The 23,646-nt window shown below is 71.7% G+C and carries 19 protein-coding genes; 10 read left to right on the top strand and 9 right to left on the bottom strand.

Annotated features, from left to right (window positions below):
• The first annotated feature begins 225 nt into the window (after positions 1 to 225).
• Positions 226 to 1,305 carry a LacI family DNA-binding transcriptional regulator gene (locus ACIG0D_RS19550; RefSeq protein ID WP_399802241.1) on the top strand — a complete coding sequence of 360 codons (1,080 nt, stop codon included), beginning with the start codon at positions 226 to 228 and terminating at the stop codon, positions 1,303 to 1,305.
• Positions 1,302 to 2,219 (top strand): carbohydrate kinase, encoded by a 918-nt coding sequence (locus tag ACIG0D_RS19545; protein ID WP_399802239.1) that lies wholly within the window; start codon positions 1,302 to 1,304, stop codon positions 2,217 to 2,219. Before ACIG0D_RS19550 ends, ACIG0D_RS19545 begins: the two co-directional genes overlap by 4 nt.
• A gap of 32 nt (positions 2,220 to 2,251) precedes the next feature.
• Here ACIG0D_RS19545 and ACIG0D_RS19540 read toward each other — a convergent pair whose 3' ends face one another.
• The gene (locus tag ACIG0D_RS19540) at positions 2,252 to 3,115 is read right to left on the bottom strand and encodes a helix-turn-helix domain-containing protein (protein ID WP_399802236.1); all 864 of its coding nucleotides are present in this window, start codon (positions 3,113 to 3,115) and stop codon (positions 2,252 to 2,254) included.
• Between the two features lie 100 nt (positions 3,116 to 3,215).
• Between ACIG0D_RS19540 and ACIG0D_RS19535 the strand changes: the two genes are divergently transcribed.
• Positions 3,216 to 3,785 (top strand): YceI family protein, encoded by a 570-nt coding sequence (locus ACIG0D_RS19535; RefSeq protein WP_399802233.1) that lies wholly within the window; start codon positions 3,216 to 3,218, stop codon positions 3,783 to 3,785.
• A gap of 187 nt (positions 3,786 to 3,972) precedes the next feature.
• On the opposite strand, the gene uvrA is transcribed toward ACIG0D_RS19535, so the two are convergent.
• Positions 3,973 to 7,017, bottom strand: coding sequence for an excinuclease ABC subunit UvrA (gene uvrA / locus ACIG0D_RS19530; protein WP_399802230.1), 3,045 nt, complete (start codon positions 7,015 to 7,017; stop codon positions 3,973 to 3,975).
• Positions 7,018 to 7,241: 224 nt separating this feature from the next.
• Between uvrA and ACIG0D_RS19525 the strand changes: the two genes are divergently transcribed.
• The 5 genes from ACIG0D_RS19525 (at position 7,242) to ACIG0D_RS19505 (ending at position 11,589) form a co-directional block, all read left to right on the top strand.
• Positions 7,242 to 7,928 (top strand): maleylpyruvate isomerase family mycothiol-dependent enzyme, encoded by a 687-nt coding sequence (locus ACIG0D_RS19525; protein ID WP_399802227.1) that lies wholly within the window; start codon positions 7,242 to 7,244, stop codon positions 7,926 to 7,928.
• Positions 7,929 to 8,028: 100 nt separating this feature from the next.
• A complete protein-coding gene (locus ACIG0D_RS19520; protein WP_399802225.1) occupies positions 8,029 to 8,685 on the top strand; it encodes an MBL fold metallo-hydrolase in 657 nt (218 codons plus the stop codon).
• Between the two features lie 383 nt (positions 8,686 to 9,068).
• Positions 9,069 to 9,953: an ABC transporter substrate-binding protein gene (locus ACIG0D_RS19515; protein ID WP_399802222.1), complete on the top strand. Its 885-nt coding sequence runs from the start codon at positions 9,069 to 9,071 to the stop codon at positions 9,951 to 9,953.
• Complete coding sequence (locus ACIG0D_RS19510; protein WP_399802219.1) at positions 9,950 to 10,831, top strand: amino acid ABC transporter permease; 882 nt, start codon at positions 9,950 to 9,952, stop codon at positions 10,829 to 10,831. Before ACIG0D_RS19515 ends, ACIG0D_RS19510 begins: the two co-directional genes overlap by 4 nt.
• Entirely contained in the window at positions 10,828 to 11,589 is a 762-nt protein-coding gene (locus ACIG0D_RS19505; protein ID WP_399802216.1) for an amino acid ABC transporter ATP-binding protein, read from the top strand. The genes ACIG0D_RS19510 and ACIG0D_RS19505 overlap by 4 nt, the downstream gene beginning before the upstream one ends.
• Positions 11,590 to 11,615: 26 nt before the next feature.
• On the opposite strand, the gene aroQ is transcribed toward ACIG0D_RS19505, so the two are convergent.
• On the bottom strand, positions 11,616 to 12,089 hold the full coding sequence (gene aroQ, locus ACIG0D_RS19500; RefSeq protein ID WP_399802213.1) for a type II 3-dehydroquinate dehydratase: 474 nt from the start codon (positions 12,087 to 12,089) through the stop codon (positions 11,616 to 11,618).
• A gap of 102 nt (positions 12,090 to 12,191) precedes the next feature.
• Here aroQ and ACIG0D_RS19495 point away from each other — a divergent pair, with 102 nt between their 5' ends.
• Positions 12,192 to 13,238: a S66 peptidase family protein gene (locus ACIG0D_RS19495; RefSeq protein ID WP_399802211.1), complete on the top strand. Its 1,047-nt coding sequence runs from the start codon at positions 12,192 to 12,194 to the stop codon at positions 13,236 to 13,238.
• Positions 13,239 to 13,300: 62 nt separating this feature from the next.
• A complete protein-coding gene (locus ACIG0D_RS19490) occupies positions 13,301 to 14,611 on the top strand; it encodes an MFS transporter (RefSeq protein WP_399802208.1) in 1,311 nt (436 codons plus the stop codon).
• Here ACIG0D_RS19490 and ACIG0D_RS19485 read toward each other — a convergent pair.
• From ACIG0D_RS19485 to ACIG0D_RS19460, 6 genes are all read right to left on the bottom strand, one after another.
• Entirely contained in the window at positions 14,601 to 15,701 is a 1,101-nt protein-coding gene (locus ACIG0D_RS19485) for a calcium:proton antiporter (protein WP_399802206.1), read from the bottom strand. The two genes, ACIG0D_RS19490 and ACIG0D_RS19485, sit on opposite strands and share 11 nt — an antisense overlap.
• Before the next feature lie 439 nt (positions 15,702 to 16,140).
• Positions 16,141 to 17,130: a TerC/Alx family metal homeostasis membrane protein gene (locus ACIG0D_RS19480; RefSeq protein WP_399802203.1), complete on the bottom strand. Its 990-nt coding sequence runs from the start codon at positions 17,128 to 17,130 to the stop codon at positions 16,141 to 16,143.
• A gap of 288 nt (positions 17,131 to 17,418) precedes the next feature.
• Positions 17,419 to 19,455: a TerD family protein gene (locus tag ACIG0D_RS19475; protein ID WP_399802200.1), complete on the bottom strand. Its 2,037-nt coding sequence runs from the start codon at positions 19,453 to 19,455 to the stop codon at positions 17,419 to 17,421.
• Positions 19,456 to 19,514: 59 nt separating this feature from the next.
• Positions 19,515 to 20,093, bottom strand: a complete 579-nt coding sequence (locus tag ACIG0D_RS19470; protein ID WP_399802198.1) for a TerD family protein — start codon at positions 20,091 to 20,093, stop codon at positions 19,515 to 19,517.
• A 226-nt stretch (positions 20,094 to 20,319) separates the two neighbouring features.
• A complete protein-coding gene (gene uvrB, locus ACIG0D_RS19465) occupies positions 20,320 to 22,473 on the bottom strand; it encodes an excinuclease ABC subunit UvrB (RefSeq protein ID WP_399802196.1) in 2,154 nt (717 codons plus the stop codon).
• Positions 22,474 to 22,577: 104 nt separating this feature from the next.
• Positions 22,578 to 23,444 (bottom strand): MHYT domain-containing protein, encoded by an 867-nt coding sequence (locus ACIG0D_RS19460; RefSeq protein WP_365765651.1) that lies wholly within the window; start codon positions 23,442 to 23,444, stop codon positions 22,578 to 22,580.
• Between the last annotated feature and the right edge of the window lie 202 nt (positions 23,445 to 23,646).

Here is a 23,646-nt window from a genome sequence, read left to right as displayed (position 1 = left end):
TGGTGCGCGGGTGCGCCGACGGCACCGAGGGCGCCCGAGGGCGTCGGGGCGCCGAGGGCGTCGGGGCGCCGGGAACGCACCCCGACGATAACCGGGCCTGTCGGGTGACGGCCGGGTGGGGTGGCGGCGGCGCGTAAACGCTTGCGCAAGCGTTTACGCATGCCGTTTCGATGGGATACCGTGCCGCGCGGAACGCAGCCGAGCCGGGCTCTGAGAGGGGAACCCATGCCGACCATGGCCGACGTGGCGCGCAGCGCCGGGGTCTCCGTGGCGACCGTCTCGCACGTGCTGAACGGCACCCGGCCCGTGCTGCCCCACACCCGTCAGGCCGTCCTCGACGCGATCGACGCGCTCGGCTACACCCCGAACACCCTCGCCCGCTCCCTGGTGACCTCGCGGACCCGGTCCATCGGGCTCGCGGTGTCCGCGATCAGCAACCCGTACTTCACGGAGATCCTGCAAGGCGTCGAGGCCGCCGCCCTGGAGCACGGTTACAGCCTGCTCATCGCCGATCCGCACGACGACCCCGGGCACGAGCGCAAGGTCGTCCAGCTGCTGCACGAGCGACGGGTGGACGGCATGATCGTCGCCCCGTCCGCGGACCCGCGCGAACTGGTCGCCTATCTGCGCCGGCACGACGTACCGGCCGTCTTCCTGGACCGCGTCGTCGACGACCGCGCGGAGGGCGCCCGGAGCTTCGACCAGGTGTGCGCGGAGAGCGCCGAGCCGATGGCCCGGCTGGTCACCCATCTCGCCGGACTCGGGCACCGCCGGATCGGCCTGGTCGCGGGCCGGCCGGGGCTGAGCACCACGAGCGAGCGGATCACCGGGTACCGGCACGGTCTGGCGGCGGCCGGGCTGCCCTTCGAGGAGCGGCTTCTGGCGCACGGCGACTCGGAGTCGGCGGGCGGTGAGCGGGCCGCCGCGGCCCTGCTGTCCCTGGCCGCACCGCCGACGGCGCTCGTCACCGCCAACAACGCGATGACCATCGGCGCCCTCCGCGCGCTGCGCCACCGCGGCCTCACCGTCCCCGGCGACCTCGCGCTCGCCTGCTTCGACGACTTCGCCTGGGCGGATCTCTTCTCGCCCCGGCTCACCGCGATCGCCCAGCCCGGCAAGGAGCTGGGCGCGGAGGCGGTACGGGTGCTCCTGGAGCGCCTCGCCGAGCCGGAGCGGCCCGCCCGGACCGTACGCCTGGCCTGCACGTTCGTGCACCGCACCTCGTGCGGCTGCCCCGAGCCGCCGCCCCGGCGGCCGGACCCGTCCGAAGGGCTCCCGCAGCCCGAGAAAGGAGCCGACTCGTGATCGTCGTCGCCGGTGAGGCCCTGATCGACCTGGTACCGCAGGGGCCGGGTGCCCTGGCGAGCCTGCGGCCGGCGCTCGGCGGCGGCCCGTACAACACGGCCGTCGCCCTCGGCCGGCTCGGCTCCCCCACCGCCTTCTGCTCCCGCGTCTCGTCCGACGCCTTCGGCGAGGCGCTGCTGGAGGGGCTGCGCGCGGCCGGGGTGGACGTGTCGGGCGTAGCGCGCGGCGCCGAGCCGACGACCCTGGCGGTCGCCACGATCGACGCGCAGGGCTCCGCCGCCTACTCCTTCTACGTCGACGGCACCGCCGACCGGCTGTTCACCGCCCCGGCCGCGCTTCCGGAGGGGACCCGCGCGGTGTCGTTCGGCACCTGCTCGCTGGTGCTGGAGCCGGGCGCGAGCGCGTACGAGGAGCTGATGCGGACGGCGGCCGGGCAGGGTGTGTTCACCGCGCTCGACCCGAACATCCGGCCGGGGCTGATCCCGGACGCGGACGCCTACCGGGCCCGGTTCCTGACGTGGCTGCCGTCGGTGACCCTGCTGAAGCTGTCCGAGGAGGACGCGCGGTGGCTGGGCGGCAGCCCGCGCGAATGGCTGGCGGCCGGGCCCTCGGCCGTCGTGATCACCCATGGCGGCGACGGGCTGACCGTCTTCACGCGCGACGGCGCCGAGCACTCCGTGCCCGGTGAGAAGGTCGACGTGGTGGACACCATCGGCGCCGGGGACACCGTCAACGCGGCCCTGCTGCACGGCCTGGCCGCCCAGGACGCCCTCTCCCCCGCCGCCCTCGCCGGCCTGGGCGCCGACGGCTGGGCCCGGCTCCTGCGGTTCGCGGCCCGCGCGGCGGCGGTCACCTGCTCCCGGGCGGGCGCGGAGCCGCCGTACGCGCACGAGCTGGAGGACGTACGGGCCTGAAGGAGCCGGAGTCTCAGCCCGCTCGGCCCGCGTCAGCCCGCTCGGCCCACGGCCCGCAGGCCTCCCGGGTGGCGGCCGTTGAGCCGGTCCAGAGCGGTGGCCGTGGCCTCGTCGGCCGGGAGGTGGACGACGATCCGCTGGCCGTCGTCCGGCAGCGCCAGCGTCTCGTGCAGCAGCCGTAGCTGCCCGGCCTCCGGGTGCTCGACGCGCCGGCTGCCGATCCGTCGCGGGGCCGTCGCCAGATCGGCGAACCGGTCGGCGAACTCGGCCCCCGCCGTCACCGTCAGCTCCTCGGCCAGCTCGGCGGCGTACGGGTCGCGCAGGGGCACGTCGTGCCGGAGGTGGGCGACCAGGTTGTCGGCCTCGCGCTCCCAGTCGGGGTAGGCGGCACGGGCCCGCGGGTCGGTGAACAGATGGCGGAGCAGGTTGGGGTGCTCGCCGTCGAGCACGCCGATCGGGCCGAACAGGCGTGCGTAGCCGGTGGTGTGGGCGAGGACGTCGCCGATCCAGTTGAGCAGCACGGCCGGCGCGGGCTCCAGACGGTCCAGGACGGCGCGCACGGTGGGGCGCGGGGTGCGGCTGAGCGGCGGGGCCGCGCCGCAGACCAGCGGGTCGCCGTCGTGCGCCTCCTTGGTCAGGCGGCGCAGCACCATCCGGTCCTGGAGGGACAGGTTCAGCGCGTCGGCGAGGGCGCCGAGGACCTGCGCGGAGGGGTTGCGGTCGCGTCCCTGTTCCAGCCGGGTCAGATACTCGACGCTGATGCCGGCGAGCGTGGCCAGCTCGGAGCGGCGCAGCCCGGGGGTGCGGCGGCGCGGGCCCGCGGGCAGCCCGACCTCATCCGGGGTCACGGCCTCGCGCCAGGTCCGCAGATAGGTGCCCAACTCGTTGTCGCTCACCCCGCGAACGTACCAACGCGCGCCCGCGGGAGGGTGGCCCTGCGACTACCAGGCTTCGCCCGGTCTCCCTGCCCCGCCCTGCGGCCCTCAGGGTGGAGGCATGACGACTCGGAACGACTTCTCGAACACGCTGGCCGTTGCCCCGCTGCCCCTGTCCCCCGGTCACTGGGAGCTGGATCCCCTGCACTCGGCCGTCAACTTCAGCATCCGGCATCTGGGGATCGCCAAGGTGCGCGGGCGTTTCACCGAGGTGAAGGCCGCCTTGTACGTCGGTGAGGTGGTGGACGACGTGCGGGTGACCGCCGAGATCGCCCTGGCCTCCGTCGACACCGGCAACGCCGACCGGGACGCGCATGTCCGCGCGTCCGATCTGCTGGACGTGGAGAAGCGCCCCACGATGATTTTCCGCTCGACCCGGGTGTCGGGCGAGGGCGAGGACTGGACGATGGAGGGCGAGCTGACGATCGGTGACGTGACGCGTCCCGTGACGCTCGATGTGGAGTTCGGCGGGCTGGTCGAGGTACCGGTCGACGGCAGCCGGCACGCCGGGTTCGAGGCGACGGGCGAGATCCGGCGCAGCGACTTCGGTCTGGACTTCGCGCCGGGGCTGCTCGGTGACGTGGTGAAGATCCAGCTCGACATGCAGTTCGTGGAGCCCAAGGGAGCCTGAGCCCCGGGTCCGGGCGACGGCCTTGGTCCTGGTCCAGGCCTCTTTACCGGCCCTGGACCGGAGACGCGCGGTGCCCCGGGGGAACGGGGGTTCTCCGGGGCACCGCGTCGGTGTTCTCGCACAGGCCTGGTTCCGGATCAGGCCTGTTCTGTATCAAGCCTTGTTCCGGATCAGACCGTTTTCCGGATCAGGCCTTGCGGGCCCGCGCGGTCTTCTTTGCGGGTGCTGCCTTCTTGGCGGTTCCGGCCGCCTTCCCGGTCGCCGTGCCGTCGGCGCTCTTGGCCGTGACCGTCTTCCGCGTCGTCGACTTGGCCGCGACCGTCTTCCGCGCGCCGGCGGTCTTCCCGGCCGTGCCGCGCGCGGGGGCCCGCACCGGCTCGGCGTCGCTGATCCGGTCGCCGAGGATGTCCCGCAGGAACTTGCCGGTGTGGCTGGCCGGGACCGCGGCGACCTGCTCGGGCGTGCCCTCGGCGACCACCAGGCCGCCGCCCGCGCCGCCCTCGGGGCCCATGTCGACGATCCAGTCGGCGGTCTTGATGACGTCGAGGTTGTGCTCGATGACGATGACCGTGTTGCCCTTGTCGACCAGGCCGGACAGCACCTTCAGCAGCTTGCTGATGTCCTCGAAGTGCAGACCGGTGGTCGGCTCGTCCAGGACGTAGACGGTGCGGCCGGTGGAGCGCTTCTGGAGCTCGCTCGCGAGCTTCACGCGCTGCGCCTCGCCGCCGGACAGGGTGGTCGCGGACTGGCCGAGCCGGACGTACCCCAGGCCGACGTCGTGGAGCGTCTTCAGGTGGCGGTTGATCGCCGGGACGGCCTCGAAGAAGTGCATCGCCTCTTCGATCGGCATGTTCAGGACCTCGGCGATGGACTTGCCCTTGTAGTGGACCTCCAGGGTCTCCCGGTTGTACCGGGCGCCGTGGCAGACCTCGCACGGGACGTAGACGTCCGGGAGGAAGTTCATCTCGATCTTGATCGTGCCGTCGCCCGCGCAGTTCTCGCAGCGGCCGCCCTTGACGTTGAAGGAGAAGCGGCCGGGCATGTAGCCGCGGACCTTCGCCTCGGTGGTCTCGGCGAACAGCTTGCGGATGTGATCGAAGACGCCGGTGTACGTCGCCGGGTTCGAGCGCGGGGTGCGGCCGATGGGCGACTGGTCGACGTGCACCACCTTGTCGACGAGGTCGTCGCCGTCCACGCGCGTGTGCCGCCCGGGGACGTTGCGCGCGCCGTTCAGCTCGCGGGCCAGGTGGGTGTAGAGGATGTCGTTGACCAGGGTCGACTTGCCGGAGCCGGAGACGCCGGTGACCGCGGTGAAGACGCCCAGCGGGAACGAGACGTCGATGTCCTGGAGGTTGTTCTCGCGCGCGCCGTGCACGGTGAGCTGCCGGGACGGGTCGATCGGGCGCCGGATGTCCGGCAGCGGGATGGACTTCTTGCCCGACAGGTACTGACCGGTCTGCGACTCGGGGTTGGCGAGCAGTTCCTTGAGGGAGCCGCTGTGCACGACCTTGCCGCCGTGCTCACCGGCGCCGGGGCCGATGTCGACGACCCAGTCGGCGACCTTGATGGTGTCCTCGTCGTGCTCCACGACGATGAGCGTGTTGCCCATGTCGCGCAGCCGGACCAGGGTCTCGATCAGCCGGTGGTTGTCGCGCTGGTGCAGGCCGATGGACGGCTCGTCGAGGACGTAGAGCACGCCGACGAGGCCGGAGCCGATCTGGGTGGCCAGGCGGATGCGCTGGGCCTCGCCGCCGGAGAGGGTGCCGGCCGCGCGGTTCAGCGAGAGGTAGTCCAGGCCGACGTCGACCAGGAACCGCAGCCGCTCGTTGACCTCCTTCAGCACCCGCTCGGCGATCTTCTTGTCGCGCGCGCTGAGCTTCAGCTCGCCCAGGAAGTCCGCGCAGTCGCTGATCGACATCGCGGAGACCTCGGCGATCGACTTCCCCATGATCGTGACCGCGAGGACGATCGGCTTCAGGCGCGTGCCCTCACAGGTGGGGCAGGGCACCTCGCGCATGTAGCCCTCGAAGCGCTCACGGCTGGCGTCGGACTCGGCCTCGCTGTGCCGGCGCTTGACGAAGGGCACGGCGCCCTCGAACGGCGTGGTGTACACCCGCTCGCGGCCGTACCGGTTGCGGTAGCGGACCTCGATCTGCGTCCGGTGGCCGTACAGCAGGGCCTTCTTGGCGCGCTGCGGCAGGCCCGCGAAGGGGATGTCGGTGCGAAAGCCGAGCGCGTCCGCGAGGGCGCCCACCAGGCGGCCGAAGTAGTCCTTGGTGTGCCCGTGGGACCACGGGTGGATGGCGCCCTCGTCGAGGGACTTGTCCGGGTCCGGAACGATCAGCTCCGGGTCGACCTCCATGCGCGTGCCGATGCCGGTGCACTCGGGGCAGGCGCCGAAGGGCGAGTTGAAGGAGAAGGAGCGGGGCTCCAGCTCCTCGAAGGACAGGTCGTCGTACGGGCAGTACAGGTGCTCCGAGTACATCCGCTCGCGCTCGGGGTCGTCCTCGGGGAGGTCGACGAAGTCGAGCACGACCATGCCGCCGGACAGGCCGAGGGCGGTCTCGACGGAGTCGGTCAGGCGGCGCTTGGCGGAGTCCTTCACCGTGAGGCGGTCGACGACCACCTCGATGGTGTGCTTCTCCTGCTTCTTCAGGGTGGGCGGGTTGGAGAGCTGGATGGTCTCGCCGTCCACACGCGCCCGGGAGTAGCCCTTGGTCTGGAGGTCGGCGAAGAGGTCGACGAACTCGCCCTTGCGCTCGCGCACCAGCGGCGAGAGCACCTGGAAGCGGCTGCCCTCCGGCAGCTCCAGCACCTTGTCGACGATGGCCTGCGGCGACTGGCGCGAGATCGGGCGGCCGCACTCGGGGCAGTGGGGCTTGCCGATGCGGGCGAAGAGCAGCCGCAGATAGTCGTAGACCTCGGTGATCGTGCCGACCGTCGAGCGCGGGTTGCGCGAGGTCGACTTCTGGTCGATGGAGACCGCCGGGGACAGGCCCTCGATGAAGTCGACGTCCGGCTTGTCCATCTGGCCGAGGAACTGGCGGGCGTACGACGACAGCGACTCGACGTAGCGCCGCTGGCCCTCGGCGAAGATGGTGTCGAAGGCCAGCGAGGACTTGCCCGACCCCGACAGGCCCGTGAAGACGATGAGCGAGTCGCGCGGCAGGTCGAGCGAGACATTCTTCAGGTTGTGCTCGCGCGCGCCACGGACGATGAGACGGTCGGCCACGCCGGTCCGCACCTTTCTTGAGAGAAGTGACAGGGGCGGGGCCCCCGTCTTTCCCAGACTAGGGGGAGCCACTGACAGCGCCGGTTCGGATTCCCCGGTTGCATAACAATCCCCGGCCATCCAGCATGCCCGACGCCGCCACCGACCATATAGCACGTGCATTCGATTTACGGGCCCGGTCCGCCACCTTCACCCGAAGGAGTGGCGGAGCTAGGGTCGGCCCCATGATTGATCACGCGCGTGACCTGGTGTCTGTACGCGAGGCGACCGAGCGGCTGCTCAGCGCAGCCGCCAAGCTGGACAACGCGGACGTGACGGAACCGTCACGGCTGCCCGGCTGGAGCCGCGGCCACGTCCTCGCCCACCTCGCCCGCAACGCGGACGCCCTCGTGAACGTCCTGGAGGGGCGCCCCATGTACGTCTCGGCCGAGGCCCGGGACGGCGACATCGAACGGGATGCCCCGCGCCCCCTCGACGTCCAGCTCGCCGACGTGCGCGCGAGCGCCGAGCGCTTCCAGGAGGCCGCCGCCGCGCCCGCCGACTGGTCGCGCACGGTGGAGCTGCGCAACGGGGTCACCGACTCGGCGTCCCGGGTGCCCTTCCGGCGCTGGGTCGAGGTCGAGCTGCACCACGTGGACCTCGGCATCAGCTACGAGCTGGAGGACCTGCCGGCGGAGTTCACCGAGCGGGAGATCGACTTCCTCGCCGATCGTTTCACCGGGCACCCCGAGGTGCCGCCGACCCGGCTGACGGACGGCACGCGCGCGTGGAGCACCGGCCGCGAGGCGGACGCTCCCGAGGTCACCGTCCGGGGCACCCCTGCGGACCTGCTCGGCTGGCTCGCCGGGCGCCGCGACGGCTCGGCGCTGGCCGTGGAGGGCGGACCGCTGCCGTCCCTGCCGCCGCTGTAGCCGCTCCCGCGGCGGTGGCCGGTACGGCCGCCCGGTGCGGCCGGGTGGCCGCTGTGGCCGCGACCTGCTCCGGGCAGGTCGCGGACCTAGACTGACGGCCATGACGTACAGCGGACAGGTGACGGTCGGCGGCCCGGCGGACGTGCACGAGCTCTCGGAACTGATGATCACCAAGATTGCGGTCGGCCCGATGGACAACAACGCCTATCTGCTGCGCTGCCGGGCCACCGACGAGCAACTGCTGATCGACGCGGCCGACGAGGCCCCCACGCTGCTGGGCATGATCGGTGACGACGGCATCGCGTCCGTCGTCACCACGCACCGGCACGCGGACCACTGGCGGGCGCTCGCCGAGGTCGTCGCGGCCACCGGCGCCCGGACGTATGCCGGCCGCCACGACGCCGAGGGGATCCCCGTGCCGACCGATGTCCCGGTCGACGACGGCGACGTCATCCGCGTGGGGCGCGTGGAGCTCACCGCGCGCCATCTGGTCGGCCACACGCCCGGGTCGATCGTCCTCGTCTACGACGACCCGCACGGCCACCCCCATGTGTTCACGGGGGACTGCCTCTTCCCGGGCGGTGTGGGCAACACCCACAAGGATCCCGAGGCGTTCGCCCGTCTGATCCATGACGTGGAGACCAAGATCTTCGACGTCCTGCCGGACGAGACCTGGGTCTATCCGGGGCACGGCGACGACACCACGCTGGGCGCGGAGCGTCCGCACCTGCCGGAGTGGCACCGGCGGGGCTGGTGAGCGCGGGTTGCCGAATGTGAGGCTGCCGTGGACGCGGGGCGGTGGACGCGAGCCGGCGAACGCGGGGCGGTGAGCGCGGGTTGCGCACCTCAAGTATGGGGCGCGCGGAACCTGATTCGCGCCCCGTGTGAATTCTCCGCACACACCGGCGCCCCGCGCGCGCTCCCGGCGCACGGGATCGCGCGGTCCACTGGGGACAGCCCCGCGCGGGGACGACGTATCCGCGCGGCATGGGCCGCCGGTCCCCAACCCCCGCCCTCGGCCGGCGGCCCAAGGCGGAACGCGGCAGCGCCTGTTCACAAGGCCGCAACACCCGTTCCCACCATGCGGACATCGACTGGTGTGACCTCGACAAAGCGGGGCCGCGCTGCCACTCTCCCGCCATGCGATCTGTCCTCCGCGCGCCGCGTCGCGCCGTCGCCGCCGTCACCGTCGCCCTGCTCGCCGCCGCCGTCGGCTGTGCTCCGCAGCCGGAGGACAACACCGCCGCCAAACCGTCCGGACCGGCCGGAAAGAGCTGCCCCAAGGGCGAGTTGGCCACGAAGACCGCCGGGAAGCTGACGATCGCCACCGACGAGCCCGCGTACGAGCCGTGGTTCCAGGACGACGACCCCGCCAACGGCAAGGGCTTCGAGTCCGCGGTGGCGTACGCCGTCGCCGAGCAGCTCGGCTACGGCAAGGACGCCGTGGTCTGGCAGCGCGTGCCCTTCAACAAGGCGTTCGCGCCCGGCGAGAAGACCTTCGACTTCGACATCAACCAGGTGTCCGTCAGCGACGAGCGCAAGAAGGCCGTGGACTTCTCCTCCGGCTACTACGACGTGCGCCAGGCCGTCATCGCGCTGAAGGGCTCGAAGGCCGCGAAGGCGAAGAGCGTCGCGGACCTCAGGGGCGTCAGGCTGGGCGCCCAGGTCGGCACCACCAGCCTCGACTACATCGACGACGTGGTGCGGCCCGAGCGGGACGCCGCCGTCTACGCCAAGAACGACCAGGCGAAGTCCGCCCTGAGGAACGGTCAGGTCGACGCCATCGTCACCGACCTGCCCACCGCCTTCTACATCACCGCCGCCGAGGTGACCGACGCCGAGATCGTCGGCCAGTTCGAGAACCGGGGCTCCACACAGGAGCGGTTCGGGCTCGTCCTCGACAAGGGCAGCGCGCTCACCGCATGCGTCACCGACGCCGTGGACACCCTCCGCGAGAACGGCACCCTGGCGAAGCTGGAGCAGCGGTGGCTGTCCGACGCCGTCGACGCCCCGGTGCTGAAGTGACCGTCACGAAGGAACCCGAGGAGACGCGGGACCCGTACGTCCCCTCCGCGCGGCGGCTGGAGCGCGAGCGCCACAAGCGGGCCCGCGCGCGCCGCGCCACCGCGATCGCGGCCGTGTCGACGCTGGTCACCGGTGTGGTGCTGTACCTGGTCGTGGTCAACGCGCCCGGCTGGCCGCGCACCAAGGAGACGTTCTTCGACTGGGGGTACGCGCGCGAGGCGTTCCCGAAGGTCCTGGAAGGGCTGTGGCTGAACGTCCGGCTGCTGCTGGTGTGCGGGGCCGCGGTGCTGGTCCTCGGCATGCTCATCGCCGTCGCGCGGACCCTGCGCGGCCCGGTGTTCTTCCCGCTGCGGGTGCTGGCCGCCGCGTACACGGACTTCTTCCGCGGGCTGCCGCTGATCATCAACCTGATGATCGTGGTGCTGGGCGTCCCGGCGCTGCGGCTGCAGGGCGTGACCGTCGATCCGGTGCTGCTGGGCGGTACGGCGCTGACGCTGACGTACTCGGCGTACGTCGCGGAGGTGTTCCGCGCGGGCATCGAGTCCGTGCACCCCTCGCAGCGCGCCGCGGCCCGCTCGCTGGGCCTGACCAACCGTCAGGCGCTGCGGCACGTGGTGCTGCCGCAGGCGGTGCGCCGTCAGGTGCCGCCGCTGCTGAACGACCTGGTGTCGCTGCAGAAGGACACGGGACTGGTGTCGATCGGCGGCGCGGTGGACGCCGTACGGGCCGCGGACATCATCGTGGGACGCAGCCTCAACTACACCCCGTACATCGTCGCCGGGCTGGTCTTCGTGGCGCTGACCATTCCGATGACCCGGCTCACGGACTGGGTGACGGCCCGGATGGACCGCCGGCGGGCCCAGGGAGGGATCACATGAGCGACGCCCCCGCCGCCCCGGTGCTGCGGATGGAGTCCGTCCGCAAGACCTTCGGCGGCTCCGTCGTGCTGCGGGACGTCGACCTGGAGGTCGCGCCGCACACGGTGACCGCGCTGATCGGCGCCTCCGGCTCGGGGAAGTCGACCCTGCTGCGGTGCGCCAACCTGCTGGAGGAGATCGACGACGGGGCGATCTGGCTGGACGGCGAGGAGATCACGGACCCGCGCGTGGACCAGGACGCGGTACGGCGCCGGATCGGCGTGGTCTTCCAGGCGTACAACCTGTTCCCGCACATGACGGTCCTGGAGAACATCACTCTCGCGCCGCGCAGGGTGCACGGCGTGCCCCGCGTGGAGGCCGAGGAGCAGGCCGTGCGGCTGCTGGAGCGGCTCGGGCTGGGCGACAAGGCCGACGCGTATCCCGACCGGCTCAGTGGTGGTCAGCAGCAGCGCGTGGCCATCGTCCGCGCGCTCGCCGTACGGCCCCGGCTGCTGCTGCTCGACGAGATCACCGCGGCGCTCGACCCCGAGCTGGTCGGCGAGGTCCTCGCCGTCGTCCGCGACCTCAAGGACGACGGCATGACCATGGTGCTGGCGACGCACGAGATGGGCTTCGCGCGGGAGGTCGCCGACCAGGTTTGTTTTCTGGACGGAGGGGTCGTGCTGGAGCGCGGCACCGCCGAGCAGGTCTTCGGCGATCCGCGGCAGGAGCGCACCCGGCGCTTCCTGCGGCGCATCGTGGAGGCCGGGCGCCTCTAGGAGAGCGGGGCGCCCCCAGGAAGCGCCTACGCCTCCGCGCGCGCCGCCCCGAGCAGCGCGGCGACGCGCTCCACGCCGAAGACGTAGCCCTGGATGCCACACCCGGCGATGACACCGTCGGCGCGCAGCGAGACGTAGGAGACGTGCCGGAACGACTCCCGCTTGTGGATGTTGGAGATGTGGACCTCCACCACCGGCATGCCGTCACAGGTGCTCAGTGCGTCGAACAGCGCGACGGAGGTGTGCGTGTAGGCGCCGGGGTTGATGACGATCGCGCAGTGGTTCTCGCGCGCCTCGTGGATCCAGTCGACGAGCTGTCCCTCGTGGTTGGACTGGCGCAGGTCCACCGTGCCGCCGTGCGCGGCCGCCGCCTTGGCGCACAGCGCCTCGACGTCGGCGAGCGTCTCGGAGCCGTAGATCTCCGGCTGGCGCTGCCCGAGGAGGTTCAGGTTGGGGCCGTTGAGAATCATGATCGGGGCGTTGGCCAGGGTGCGGGGCACTGTTCCTCCGGTCCGTTCGGGGGTCGCGGTCCGGCGGGACCGCTGCTCGCACCCGGTTTATCACGGTGCGTGGGCGGCCCGGACGGCCCTACCCTGCCGATCGTGATCACACCCCTGTACCCGCCCAAACCGTCCCCCGGCGACCGCATAGCCGTCATCTCGCCGTCCAGCGGCCTGCCCGGCCTCTACCCGCGCCCCTTCGAGCTGGGCCTGGAGCGGCTGCGCACCGAGTACGGCCTGGAGCCGGTGGAGTACCCGGCGACCCGGAAGATGGGCTCGACGCCGCGGGAGCGGGCCGCCGACGTCCACGCCGCCTTCGCCGACCCGGACGTCAAGGCGGTGATCGCCTCCATCGGCGGCGACGACCAGATCACCGTGCTGCCGTACCTGGACGGGGAGTTGATCCGGGCGAACCCGAAGCCGTTCTTCGGGACGAGCGACAACACCAACCTGCTGGCGTATCTGCGCAACACCGGCATCGTCGGCTACCACGGCGCGAGCGTGATGGTCGAGCTGGGCCGGCCCGGCGCCATGGACCCGCGGACGGCCGACTCGCTGCGTGCGGCGCTGTTCACGTCCGGCCCGTACGAGCTGCGCCCCGCCGAGCGCTGGAACGACGTCGACCGCGACTGGGCGGACCCGGCGACCTTCGAGACGCAGCCGCGGACCCGGCCCTCCGAGGGCTGGACCTGGGTGAACGCCGACCGTGTCGTCGAGGGCCGCGGCTGGGGCGGCAACCTGGAGATCCTCGGCTGGCTGCTGATGGCCGACCGCGAGATCGCCCGCGACCCGGCGGAGTACGCCGGCGACGTGCTGTTCCTGGAGACCTCCGAGGAGCTGCCGAGCGCCGATGAGGTCTTCCGCACCCTGCGCAACATGGGCGAGCGCGGCCTGCTGCGGCAGTTCTCCGCCCTGCTGATGGCCCGCGCGAAGACCTGGTCCTTCATCCACCCCAACAGCCCGGAGGAGGCGGCCCGTTACGCCGCCGACCAGCGCGAGGCCGTCCTGCGCGCGATGCGTATGTACGCCCCCGACACCCCCATCGTCTTCGACGTGGAGTGCGGGCACACCGACCCCCAGGTGGTGATCCCCTACGGCGGCACGATCCGCGTAGACGGCCCGGCCCGGCGCATTACGGTCACGTACTGACGACGACCGGCCACCTCCACGCGCCCCCGTAACTCCCCGTCACTGTGGGTAGTTGACGGTCCATGCACGACGTACGCACCGTAAGGGCGCCCTCCATGCTGCGGCTCGCGATGGCCGCCCTGGCCGGGACCGCCATCGAGTTCTACGACTTCTTCGTCTACGGGACCGCGGCGGCGCTGGTCCTGGGACCGCTGTTCTTTCCGACCGTCTCCCCGCTTGCGGGCACCCTGGCCGCGTTCGCGACGTTCGGCGTGGGATTCGTGGCCCGCCCTCTGGGCTCGGTGCTGTTCGGGCACATCGGGGACCGGCACGGACGCCGGCCGGTCCTCGTCGTCTCGCTGCTGCTGACGGGCGCCTCGACGGTCGCGGTCGGCTGTCTGCCGACGTACGACGCGATCGGGGTCGCCGCTCCCCTGCTGCTCGTCACCCTGCGCTTCCTGCAAGGGCTGGGGCTCGGCGGGGAGTGGGGCGGGGCCGTGCTGCTGACCGTCGAGCACGCGCCCCCGGAACGGCGCGCCCTGTGGTCGAGCTTCCCGCAGGTCGGCCCCTCGGTGGGCTTTCTGCTCGCCAACGGCTCGATGCTGACGCTGTCGGCGACCCTCACCGAGGCGCAGTTCGCCCAGTGGGGGTGGCGGGTGCCGTTCTGGGCGGCCGGGGTGCTCGCCGCGGTGGGCCTGTGGCTGCGCTCGTCGCTGGCCGAGAGCCCTCGTTTCCTGGAGATCGAGGAGCCCGCGCGCGTGCCGCTCGCCGAGGTGGTGCGCGACCATTGGCGGCTGGTCCTGCTGACCGCCGGCGCGCTGGCCGTCGGTTACGCGGTCTTCTACGCCGTCACCACCTGGTCCCTCGCCTACGCCACGGAGCGGCTGGGGCTGAGCCGCAGCGTCATGCTGACCTGTGTCCTGGCCGCGGTGGTGGTGAAGGGCGCGCTCACCCCGGTGGCGGCGGTGCTCGGCGACCGGTACGGGCGGCGGCCGATGTGCCTGCTCGGCTGCGCCGCCGCCGCGGTGTGGATGTTCCCGCTGGTCGGGCTGCTCGCGACCGGTGAGCCGCTGCTGATGTTCGCCGGGTTCCTGGGGGCGATGCTCGCGTTCATCACGATGTTCGCGGTGGTCGCCGCCTATCTGCCCGAGCTGTACGAGCCGCGGGTGCGCTGCACCGGCGCCGCCGTCGGCTACAACCTCGGCGGGGTGGTCGGCGGTGCGCTCACCCCGATCGCGGCGACCGCGCTGGCCGAGCAGGGCGGCCGGGTGCCGTGGGGTGTGGGGGCGTATCTGACCGGGATCGCCCTGCTCAGCCTGGCCTGCTTCGCGCTGCTGCCGGAGACCCGGCCCGTACCGGGGGCGGTGGCGAAGCCGGAGCCGGTCATGGATTGATCGCCAGCTCCAGATACGCCGCGAAGATCACCAGGTGGACGCCGCCCTGGAGGGGGGTGGCGCGGCCGGGCACGACCGTCAGCGAGGCCACGACGACCGTCAGGGCGAGCAGCACCATGTGGGTGGAGCCGAGGCCGAGGACGAGGGGGCCGGACAGCCAGACGGAGGCCAGGGCGACGGCGGGGATGGTCAGGCCGATGCTGGCCATGGCGGAGCCGAGGGCCAGGTTGAGGCTGGTCTGCACCCGGTCGCGGCGGGCGGAGCGCAGCGCGGCGATGGTCTCGGGGAGCAGCACCAGCAGGGCGATGATGACGCCCACGACGGCATGCGGCAGCCCGGCCGCCGCCACGCCGGACTCGATGGTCGGCGACACGCCCTTGGCCAGGCCGACCACGCCGATCAGGGCGAGGGCAAGCAGTCCCAGGCTGATCCAGGCGGTGCGCGCGGACGGCGCGTCGGCATGGTGGTCCTCGCTTATCACCTCGCCCTGCCGGGTGACGGGCAGGAAGTAGTCACGGTGTCTGACCGTCTGGGTCGCCACGAACAGGCCGTACAGGACGAGTGACGAGATCGCCGCGAACGTGAGCTGCACCCCGGAGAACTCCGGGCCCGGCTTGCTGGTGGTGAACGTCGGCAGCACCAGGCTGAGCGTGGCCAGGGTGGCGACCGTGGCGAGGGCCGCGCCGGTGCCCTCCGGGTTGAAGACGGCCGTGCCATGGCGCAGGGAGGCGACCAGGAGGGTGAGGCCGACGACACCGTTGCAGGTGATCATCACGGCGGCGAAGACGGTGTCCCGCGCGAGCGTGGAGCCCTTGTCGCCGCCGTCGGCCATCAGGGTCACGATCAGGGCGACCTCGATGACGGTGACGGCGACCGCGAGGACCAGTGAGCCGAAGGGCTCGCCGACCCGGTGGGCGACCACCTCCGCGTGGTGCACCGCGGCGAGCACCGCGCCGGCCAGCACCAAGGTCACCAGTGCCACGAGCGGGCCGGGCAGATCACGCCCCCAGGTGAAGATCAGCAGGATCGCCCCGAGCACCGGCACGAGGGACGTCCACTGGTTCGTGAGCGACCTGAGCCGAGCGATCATGCGGCGATCGTCGCAGACGGGCCGGGGCTTCGCATTCCGGTCGGTCCGGGGCCTGGCGTTCCGGTCGGGACCGGGCCTCGCGTTCCGGTCCGCGGGCCGCTGGACGGTTCCGCCGGCGCTGGTCGGGTGGTCTTTGCGGCCGGTTGCCACATCTCCTCCTCGCGTTCGGTGCTCGTCGCTCGGTCGCGTCGTCGTCGCTCGTGCCGGTCGCTCTCCTCAGGGCTCGGTGGCTCGGGGGTCTCAGAGGTCTCTGGGTCTCGCGGTCTCGGCGTCTCGGGGCTCTCGGAGCTGGGCCGGCGGACTGGCGGGGGTCACCCCAGGGCGGTCGGCTTCCGTTGGGTGCCTCGGCACCCCGTGGGCAAAACGCGGCACCGGGAGCGACGGTCGGCGAGGCGCCGCGCCGCTCCCGGTGCCGGGTGCGCTGAGGTGACCGACGCGGTCAGGCGTCGATGCTGTCCTTCGGGGCCTGCGTGCCCTCCGCCTGCGCCGCCTCGGCGGCAGCCTGCTTCTTGGAGGCCATCAGGCTGGTGATCGTGGTGACGATCAAGACGGCGCAGATGACGCCGAGCGAGACCGGGATGCTGATCTCCGGGACGTGGACGCCGGACTCGTGCAGGGCGTGCAGCACCAGCTTCACGCCGATGAAGCCCAGGATGATCGACAGGCCGTACGACAGGTGGACCAGCTTCTTCAGCAGGCCACCGATGAGGAAGTACAGCTGCCGCAGACCCATCAGGGCGAAGGCGTTGGCGGTGAAGACGATGTACGGGTCCTGCGTGAGGCCGAAGATCGCGGGGATGGAGTCCAGGGCGAACAGCACGTCGGTGGTACCGATGGCGAGCATCACGACCAGCATCGGGGTCATGACCCGCTTGCCGTTCTGCTGGATCCACAGCTTGGTGCCGTGGTACCGGTCCGCGACGCCGAAGCGGCGCTCGGCGGCCTTGAGGAGCTTGTTCTCCTCGTACTCCTCGTCCTCCTCGTCGGCCCGAGCCTCCTGGATGAGCTTCCAGGCGGTCCAGATCAGGAAGGCGCCGAAGAGGTAGAACACCCACGAGAAGCTGGCGATGATCGCGGCGCCGGCGGCGATGAAGATCGCGCGCAGCACCAGGGCTATGAGGACGCCGACGAGCAGCACCCGCTGCTGGTACTGCGACGGGACCGCGAACTTCGCCATGATCAGGACGAAGACGAAGAGGTTGTCGACGCTCAGCGACTTCTCGGTGATGAAGCCCGCGAAGAACTCGCCGGCGGGCTGGCCGCCGCCGAAGACGAGCAGGCCGACGCCGAACAGACCGGCCAGGACGATCCAGACGACGGTCCAGATCCCGGCTTCCTTGATGGATACGTCATGGGGCTTTCGGCCGATGAAGAAATCGACCGCGATCAGGGCGGCGAGGCCCACGACCGTCAGGACCCACAGGGTCATGGAAACTTCCACTGCGCCTCCGGCAGTACGTAACGGCGAACAGAACAGTCAGCGTCGTCGCGCTGCCGGAGGTCTCTTCCACCCGGTGAAGGGCCGACGCCCCGGGATCCGGCCGGATCCGTATTGACGGGGACGCCGCAGCAGACAGGGAGTACTCCCCTCCGTGCGGATAAGACTACCCAATCACCAAGGAAAGGTAAAGTGGTTAGTAAAAGAAGGGCCAAGCCTGCTGGTCAGAGCGCTTTACCGGCGCTTGGTCCGGTGATGGGTGGCGATGGCTGGTGCCGGTCAGCGGCGCCAGGCGCGGCGGGCCGCCGCGACCTGGGTGAGCACCTGCTGGAGCACCTGGCTGCCGGGCGGCACCAGTGACGGCTCGTACGTCCAGGCGTGCCCGACCCACGGGTCGGCCAGGTGGTCGTCCGGGACCGGGGTCAGGCGCAGCAGCGAACGCCACAGCGGGTCGAGCAGCGGGCCGTACCCCGCTGCGTCCTCGCGGTCCGCGACCATCATGAGGTGGACGCCGACGGCGGGGCCCTCGTCCGCGAGGTAGCGGAGCTGGGTGACGGCCCGGTCGTCGAAGCCGTGCGGGAAGTCGTTGACGACCAGGAGGTGCTGGGCGGTGTCGAGGCCCGGCGGGAGCGCGTCGGCGGCGCCGCCGCGGACCGCCATCTGCACCAGGTCGACGCGCTGGGTCAGCTTGGCCAGGACCTCCGCCACACCGGCGGCGCCCAGGGCGGGCGGTGCCGCGAGCACCCCGGTCTGCACCAGCGGCGCCAGCGCCTGGGCGCCGGTCCCGGCCGGGTCGATGACGTACACGGTGAACTCGCCCGCCGGGTGGACGGCGAGCAGCCGGGCCACGTGCGCGACCGCCGACTCCATCGCCAGGCGGCGCGTCTCGTGGCTGTCGGCGAACGAGCCGTCCAGCGAGCCCGTCCGGCCGCTGTCGATCCACAGACCGCGCTCCAGCGGCAGCCGGACCAGCATGGGTATGCGCAGCTGGGCGCACTCGGACAGGTGCAGGTCGCCGAGGCGCAGGGCCATCGGCAGTTCCATGGGCACCCGGTACCCGTGCCAGACCGGGTTGTCCCAGCGGGCGTACGCCGGTGGCAGGGCGGGTTCGACCACGGCCGCCTCGGCGGTGAGCTGGGCGACGTCCCGGTCGAGGGCCTGGCGGGCCTGGTCGACGAGCTGGGCGTGCTTGGCGCGCGCCGCCTCGCGGGCGGCGTCGGCCTGACCGCCGATCCTGCTGCGCGGGTCGGAGAGGACCTGTTCCAGCTCCTTCTCCATGCGCGAGTCGGCGAAGTCGACGGCGCTGCGGTAGGCGGCCGTGGTGCGGGCCAGGTCCTCGAACATGCCCCAGACCTGGTTGTAGAGCCGCTCGTCCATCGTCCAGCCGGTCGCGTCGCCCGCGACGGGACGCGCGGGCTGCCCGGGTGCCGCCGGGGGCGCGGCCGGCGGGAGCGGCGGCGGGGTGGTGTTCCGCCGACGCGGGTGGTGGTAGTCGATCGGGCCGCCGGTGGTGGGGCCGGTGGATCCGGCGGCGGTGGACCCGGTCGTGGGTCCGTTAGTAGGCGCGGCCGGCTGGGGGAGGCCGGACGGGTCGGCCGGTGCCGGGTTGGCGGCGGGGCCGGGCAGGGGGCCGGTGGTGCCCTGGGCGCTCTGCGTGCCGTAGGGCGATCCGCTCGGGTCGGGGCCGAGGGCGGGGGCGGGGGTCTGCCGGGTGCGGTCGGAGTCCGCCGTACGCGGCGGGGGTGCGGCGATCGAGCGGGCCGCGCCCAGCGCCACCGCCTCGTCGATGGCGGCGGCGAGCCGGTGGGCCTTGGGCAGGCTCTGGTCGGCGAAGAGCGCGGCGAGGCCGCCCGCGTAGCCCTGGCCGACGGCGCGCACCTTCCACGCGCCCTGCCGGCGGTAGAGCTCCAGGGCGACGACGGCCGTCTCGGCCTCCAGGCCGGTGAGGGTGAACGTGGCGATCTCCGTGCCGTCGAGACCGGTGACGGCGACGAAGGGGGCGGCGACGGCACCGAAGCGGCCGGGGCCGCCCGGGGTGCCGGCGGGCAGGGCGAGCAGCACGTTGATCCGGTGCACGGCGTCCGGCATGGCGTCGAGGTCGACCGCGAGCCGGTGGGCGGCGGCGGCCTGCCGGGAGACCTCCAGGCCGGGCAGGGTGGGGGCGCCCGGGTGGACGACCCCCTCCGCGCCGTGGACCTTGCCGTTCTCGTCGCCGAGTGTCGCCGCGGCCACGATCGGCGTGGCGGCCGAGACCCTGATCTCGAGACGGGCCTGGGAGAGCGGGTGGTTCTGTCCCCTCACCAGCTCGGCCGTCATCGCCTTCGTCCCCCTGCTGTCGCTGTGTAGGTGTGTGGTGTGCCGCTCGCCGGGCCGCGTCAGAGCAGCGGCAGGATGGACGGCATCAGGTCCTGGAAGGTGCGGCCGTTGGCCGGGGTGCCCAGGGCGGTCATCGACCAGCCGGTGCCCGCGCGGTGGACCTTCGCCATGATCTGGGCGGTGTAGGCGCCGCCGCCTGCGAGGGTGTAGCGGGCCAGCTCCTCGCCGTTGGTCTCGTCGACCAGGCGGCAGAACGCGTTCTGCACCTCCTGGAACGTCTGGCCCGTGAAGGAGTTCACGGTGAAGACGATCTGGTCGATGTGGACCGGCAGACGCTGCAGGTCGACGAGGATCGCCTCGTCGTCGCCGCCCTGGCCGACACCGCCGACGAGGTTGTCGCCGGTGTGGCGCACGGAGCCGTCGTCGCTCACCAGGTGGCGGAAGAAGACGACGTCGACCGGCTGCTTGTCCGCGAACAGCACGGCGGAGGCGTCGAGGTCGATCTCGCGGGTGCGCGAGCCGAACAGGCCACGCCGCGGGGCCGCCTGCCAGCCGAGACCCATGCGCACCGCGGTCAGGCTGCCGCCGTCGTTCTTCTGCAGACTGATGGCCTGACCCTTGGTCATGTTGACGGTCACGCGCAGATTCCCCTCTCGAGCAGTCCCCTGTTGCCGCGATGCCGCGGTTGACCTGAACCCTACGCAGGGGCACTGACAGTGCCGTACCCCGGCCGGGACTTTGTGTCGGTCTTGCAACACAGCGCAGCCGGTGGCGGGGCCGGCGGGGCTGCGGGGGCGCCGGTTCCCGGTGGGGTCGGCCGGCTGCTCGTCCCGAACAGCACGGCGACCGGCGCCCGTCGGGCCGTCAGGACAGGCCCGCCTCCTTCATCTGGCGCAGTTCCTTCTTCATCTCGGAGACCTCGTCGCGCAGCCGGGCCGCGATCTCGAACTGGAGGTCCGCGGCGGCGGCCCGCATGCGGGCGGTCAGCTCCTCGATCTGCTCGGCGAGTTCGGCGGCCGGACGGTCCGTCGGCACGGTCGCCTTGGCCTTGCCCTTGGCGGCCTTGGCCTTGCCTGCCTTCGCGCCCTTGGTGGAGTGCTCGGCGAGCGAGGGCACCGGGGCCTTGGTGCCGCGGCCGTCCTTCTTGGCCCGGTAGCCGCTGCCGAGCAGCTGCTCGGTGTCGACCTCCTCGCGGGCGATCTGCGCGACGATGTCGTTGATCTTCTTGCGCAGCGGCTGCGGGTCGATGCCGTTCGCCTTGTTGTACGCGATCTGCTTCTCCCGGCGGCGGTTGGTCTCGTCGATGGCCCTCTCCATCGCCGGGGTGATCTTGTCGGCGTACATGTGGACCTGGCCGGAGACATTGCGCGCCGCGCGGCCGATGGTCTGGATCAGGGAGGTGCCTGAGCGCAGGAAGCCCTCCTTGTCGGCGTCGAGGATGGCCACCAGGGACACCTCGGGCAGGTCCAGGCCCTCGCGCAGCAGGTTGATGCCGACCAGGACGTCGTACTCGCCCGCGCGCAGTTCGCGCAGCAGCTCGACGCGGCGCAGGGTGTCGACGTCGCTGTGCAGGTACCGGACGTGGATGCCGAGCTCCAGGAAGTACTCGGTCAGGTCCTCGGCCATCTTCTTGGTCAGGGTGGTGACCAGGACGCGTTCGTCCCGCTCCACGCGGGTGCGGATCTCGTGCACCAGGTCGTCGATCTGGCCCTCGGTGGGCTTGACGACGACCTCGGGGTCGACGAGACCGGTCGGGCGGATGATCTGCTCGACGACGCCGTCCGCGCGGGACAGCTCGTAGGTGCCCGGGGTCGCGGACAGGTAGACGGTCTGGCCGATGCGCTCCTGGAACTCCTCCCACTTCAGGGGGCGGTTGTCCAGGGCGGAGGGCAGCCGGAAGCCGTGGTCGACGAGGGTGCGCTTGCGGGAGGCGTCGCCCTCGTACATGGCGCCGATCTGCGGCACGGTGACATGTGACTCGTCGATGACGAGGAGGAAGTCCTCGGGGAAGTAGTCGAGCAGGGTGTTGGGCGGGGAGCCGGGCGAACGGCCGTCGAAGTGCATCGAGTAGTTCTCGACGCCGGAGCAGGTGCCGATCTGGCGCAGCATCTCCAGGTCGTAGGTGGTGCGCATGCGCAGCCGCTGGGCCTCCAGGAGCTTGCCCTGCTTCTCCAGCTCGGCCAGGCGCTCGGCCAGCTCCTTCTCGATGTCGTTGATCGCCCGTTCCATGCGCTCGGGGCCGGCGACGTAGTGGGAGGCCGGGAAGACGTAGAGCTGCTGGTCGTCGCTGACGATCTCGCCGGTGATCGGGTGGAGCGTGGACAGGGCCTCGATCTCGTCGCCGAACATCTCGATGCGGACGGCCAGCTCCTCGTAGACCGGGAAGATCTCGATGGTGTCGCCGCGGACCCGGAAGGTGCCCCGGGTGAAGGCCATGTCGTTGCGCGTGTACTGGATGTCCACGAAGCGGCGCAGCAGCTCGTCCCGGTCGATCTCCTCGCCGACCCGCAGGGGGACCATGCGGTCCACGTACTCCTGGGGCGTGCCGAGGCCGTAGATGCAGGACACGGAGGCGACCACGACGACGTCGCGGCGGGTGAGCAGCGAGTTGGTCGCGGAGTGGCGCAGCCGTTCGACCTCCTCGTTGATCGAGGAGTCCTTCTCGATGTAGGTGTCCGACTGGGGGACGTAGGCCTCGGGCTGGTAGTAGTCGTAGTACGAGACGAAGTACTCGACGGCGTTGTTCGGCAGCAGCTCGCGGAACTCGTTCGCCAGCTGGGCGGCCAGCGTCTTGTTCGGCGCCATGACCAGGGTGGGGCGCTGGAGCTTCTCGATCATCCACGCGGTGGTGGCGGACTTGCCGGTGCCGGTCGCGCCGAGCAGGACGACGTCCTTCTCGCCGGCTTCGATGCGCCGGGCGAGCTCTTCGATGGCCGCGGGCTGGTCGCCGCTCGGCTGGTAGGGGCTGACGACCTCGAAGGGCGCCACCGTACGTTCGATCTGGGAAACGGGCCGCATGTCATCCACCGTACGACCCTCCACTGACAACCGGCTCTGATCAGCGGTTTCCCGACTCACCGGCCCAGCGGGTCCGCGGCCCGGCGGCTCAGCCCGGATGCGGCTCAGCGGCTCTGCGGGGTGCGGGCGCGGCGGCCGGCCGGGCGGCGGCGGGCGCTCGGCGGGAAGCGGGTGCCCTGGTGGTGGACGGGGACGTGCGCGGGGACGCCGGGCTTGTTCTCCGGGCGGGGCCAGTCGGGCTTGCCCATGACCATCAGCGGGTCGAACAGCACGACGACGCCGGCGAGGCAGAGGAAGGCCAGCGGGCCGATCAGCATGGGGGCGAGCAGGGCGGCGGGCGAGTCGCCCGCCGTGGGTTCGGCGGTGCCGTGCAGGTGGACGCTGAGCGCGGCCATGCCGGTGTAGTGCATGCCGCTGACCGCGAGGCCCATGACGAGGCTGGCGCCGATGCTCCACAGGAACCCCCTGACCTGGCCGGCCGCCCAGAGGGCGGCGGTGGCGGCGGCCATCGCTATGACGACGGAGGCGGCGACGGTGAGGGTGTTGTACTCCAGCTGTCCGTTCAGCCGCATTCCGGCCATGCCCAGGTAGTGCATCGACGCGATGCCCAGGCCGGTGATGGTGCCGCCGGTGAACAGGGCGGTCCCGGTGGCGCCGCGATAGCCCACGATGAAGATCCCGATGCCGACCATGACGATGGCGACGCCCAGGCTGGCGTACGTCGTCGGCTTGTCGTAGTGGATCGGCGCCTCCTTGACCGTGAACCCCATCATCGCGATGAAGTGCATGGTCCAGATGCCGGAGCCGATGGCCGCCGAGCCCAGGGCGAGCCAGCCGGGGCGCCAGGACCCGGCCACGAGCATGGACCTGGTGGTGCAGCGCAGGCCGAGGGCACCGCCGAGGCAGGCCATGAGATAGGCCACCAGCGGGGTGACGAGGCCGTAGCTGAATCCGTCGACCGTGCCTTGCATGCGCGGCTGCCCTTCCGCCCTCTTCCATCCCGGAATGCCCTGAATGCACCCCCTCCCAGAACCGCCCAAGCGGTCAGGGTCGAGGCAGAGAGTATGACTCCCACCGGAATGGTCGAACGACTTTCCGGCAAAGAAACACGGCCTCGCCCCACTTGTGCGGCCCAGGTGACGGGCGTTCGACAACACCATTCAATCCCCGGCC

The organism is Streptomyces sp. NPDC052773, assembly GCF_044547145.1.
Taxonomy (GTDB): Bacteria; Actinomycetota; Actinomycetes; order Streptomycetales; family Streptomycetaceae; genus Streptomyces.
This window is presented reverse-complemented; position numbering and strand designations above follow the sequence as displayed.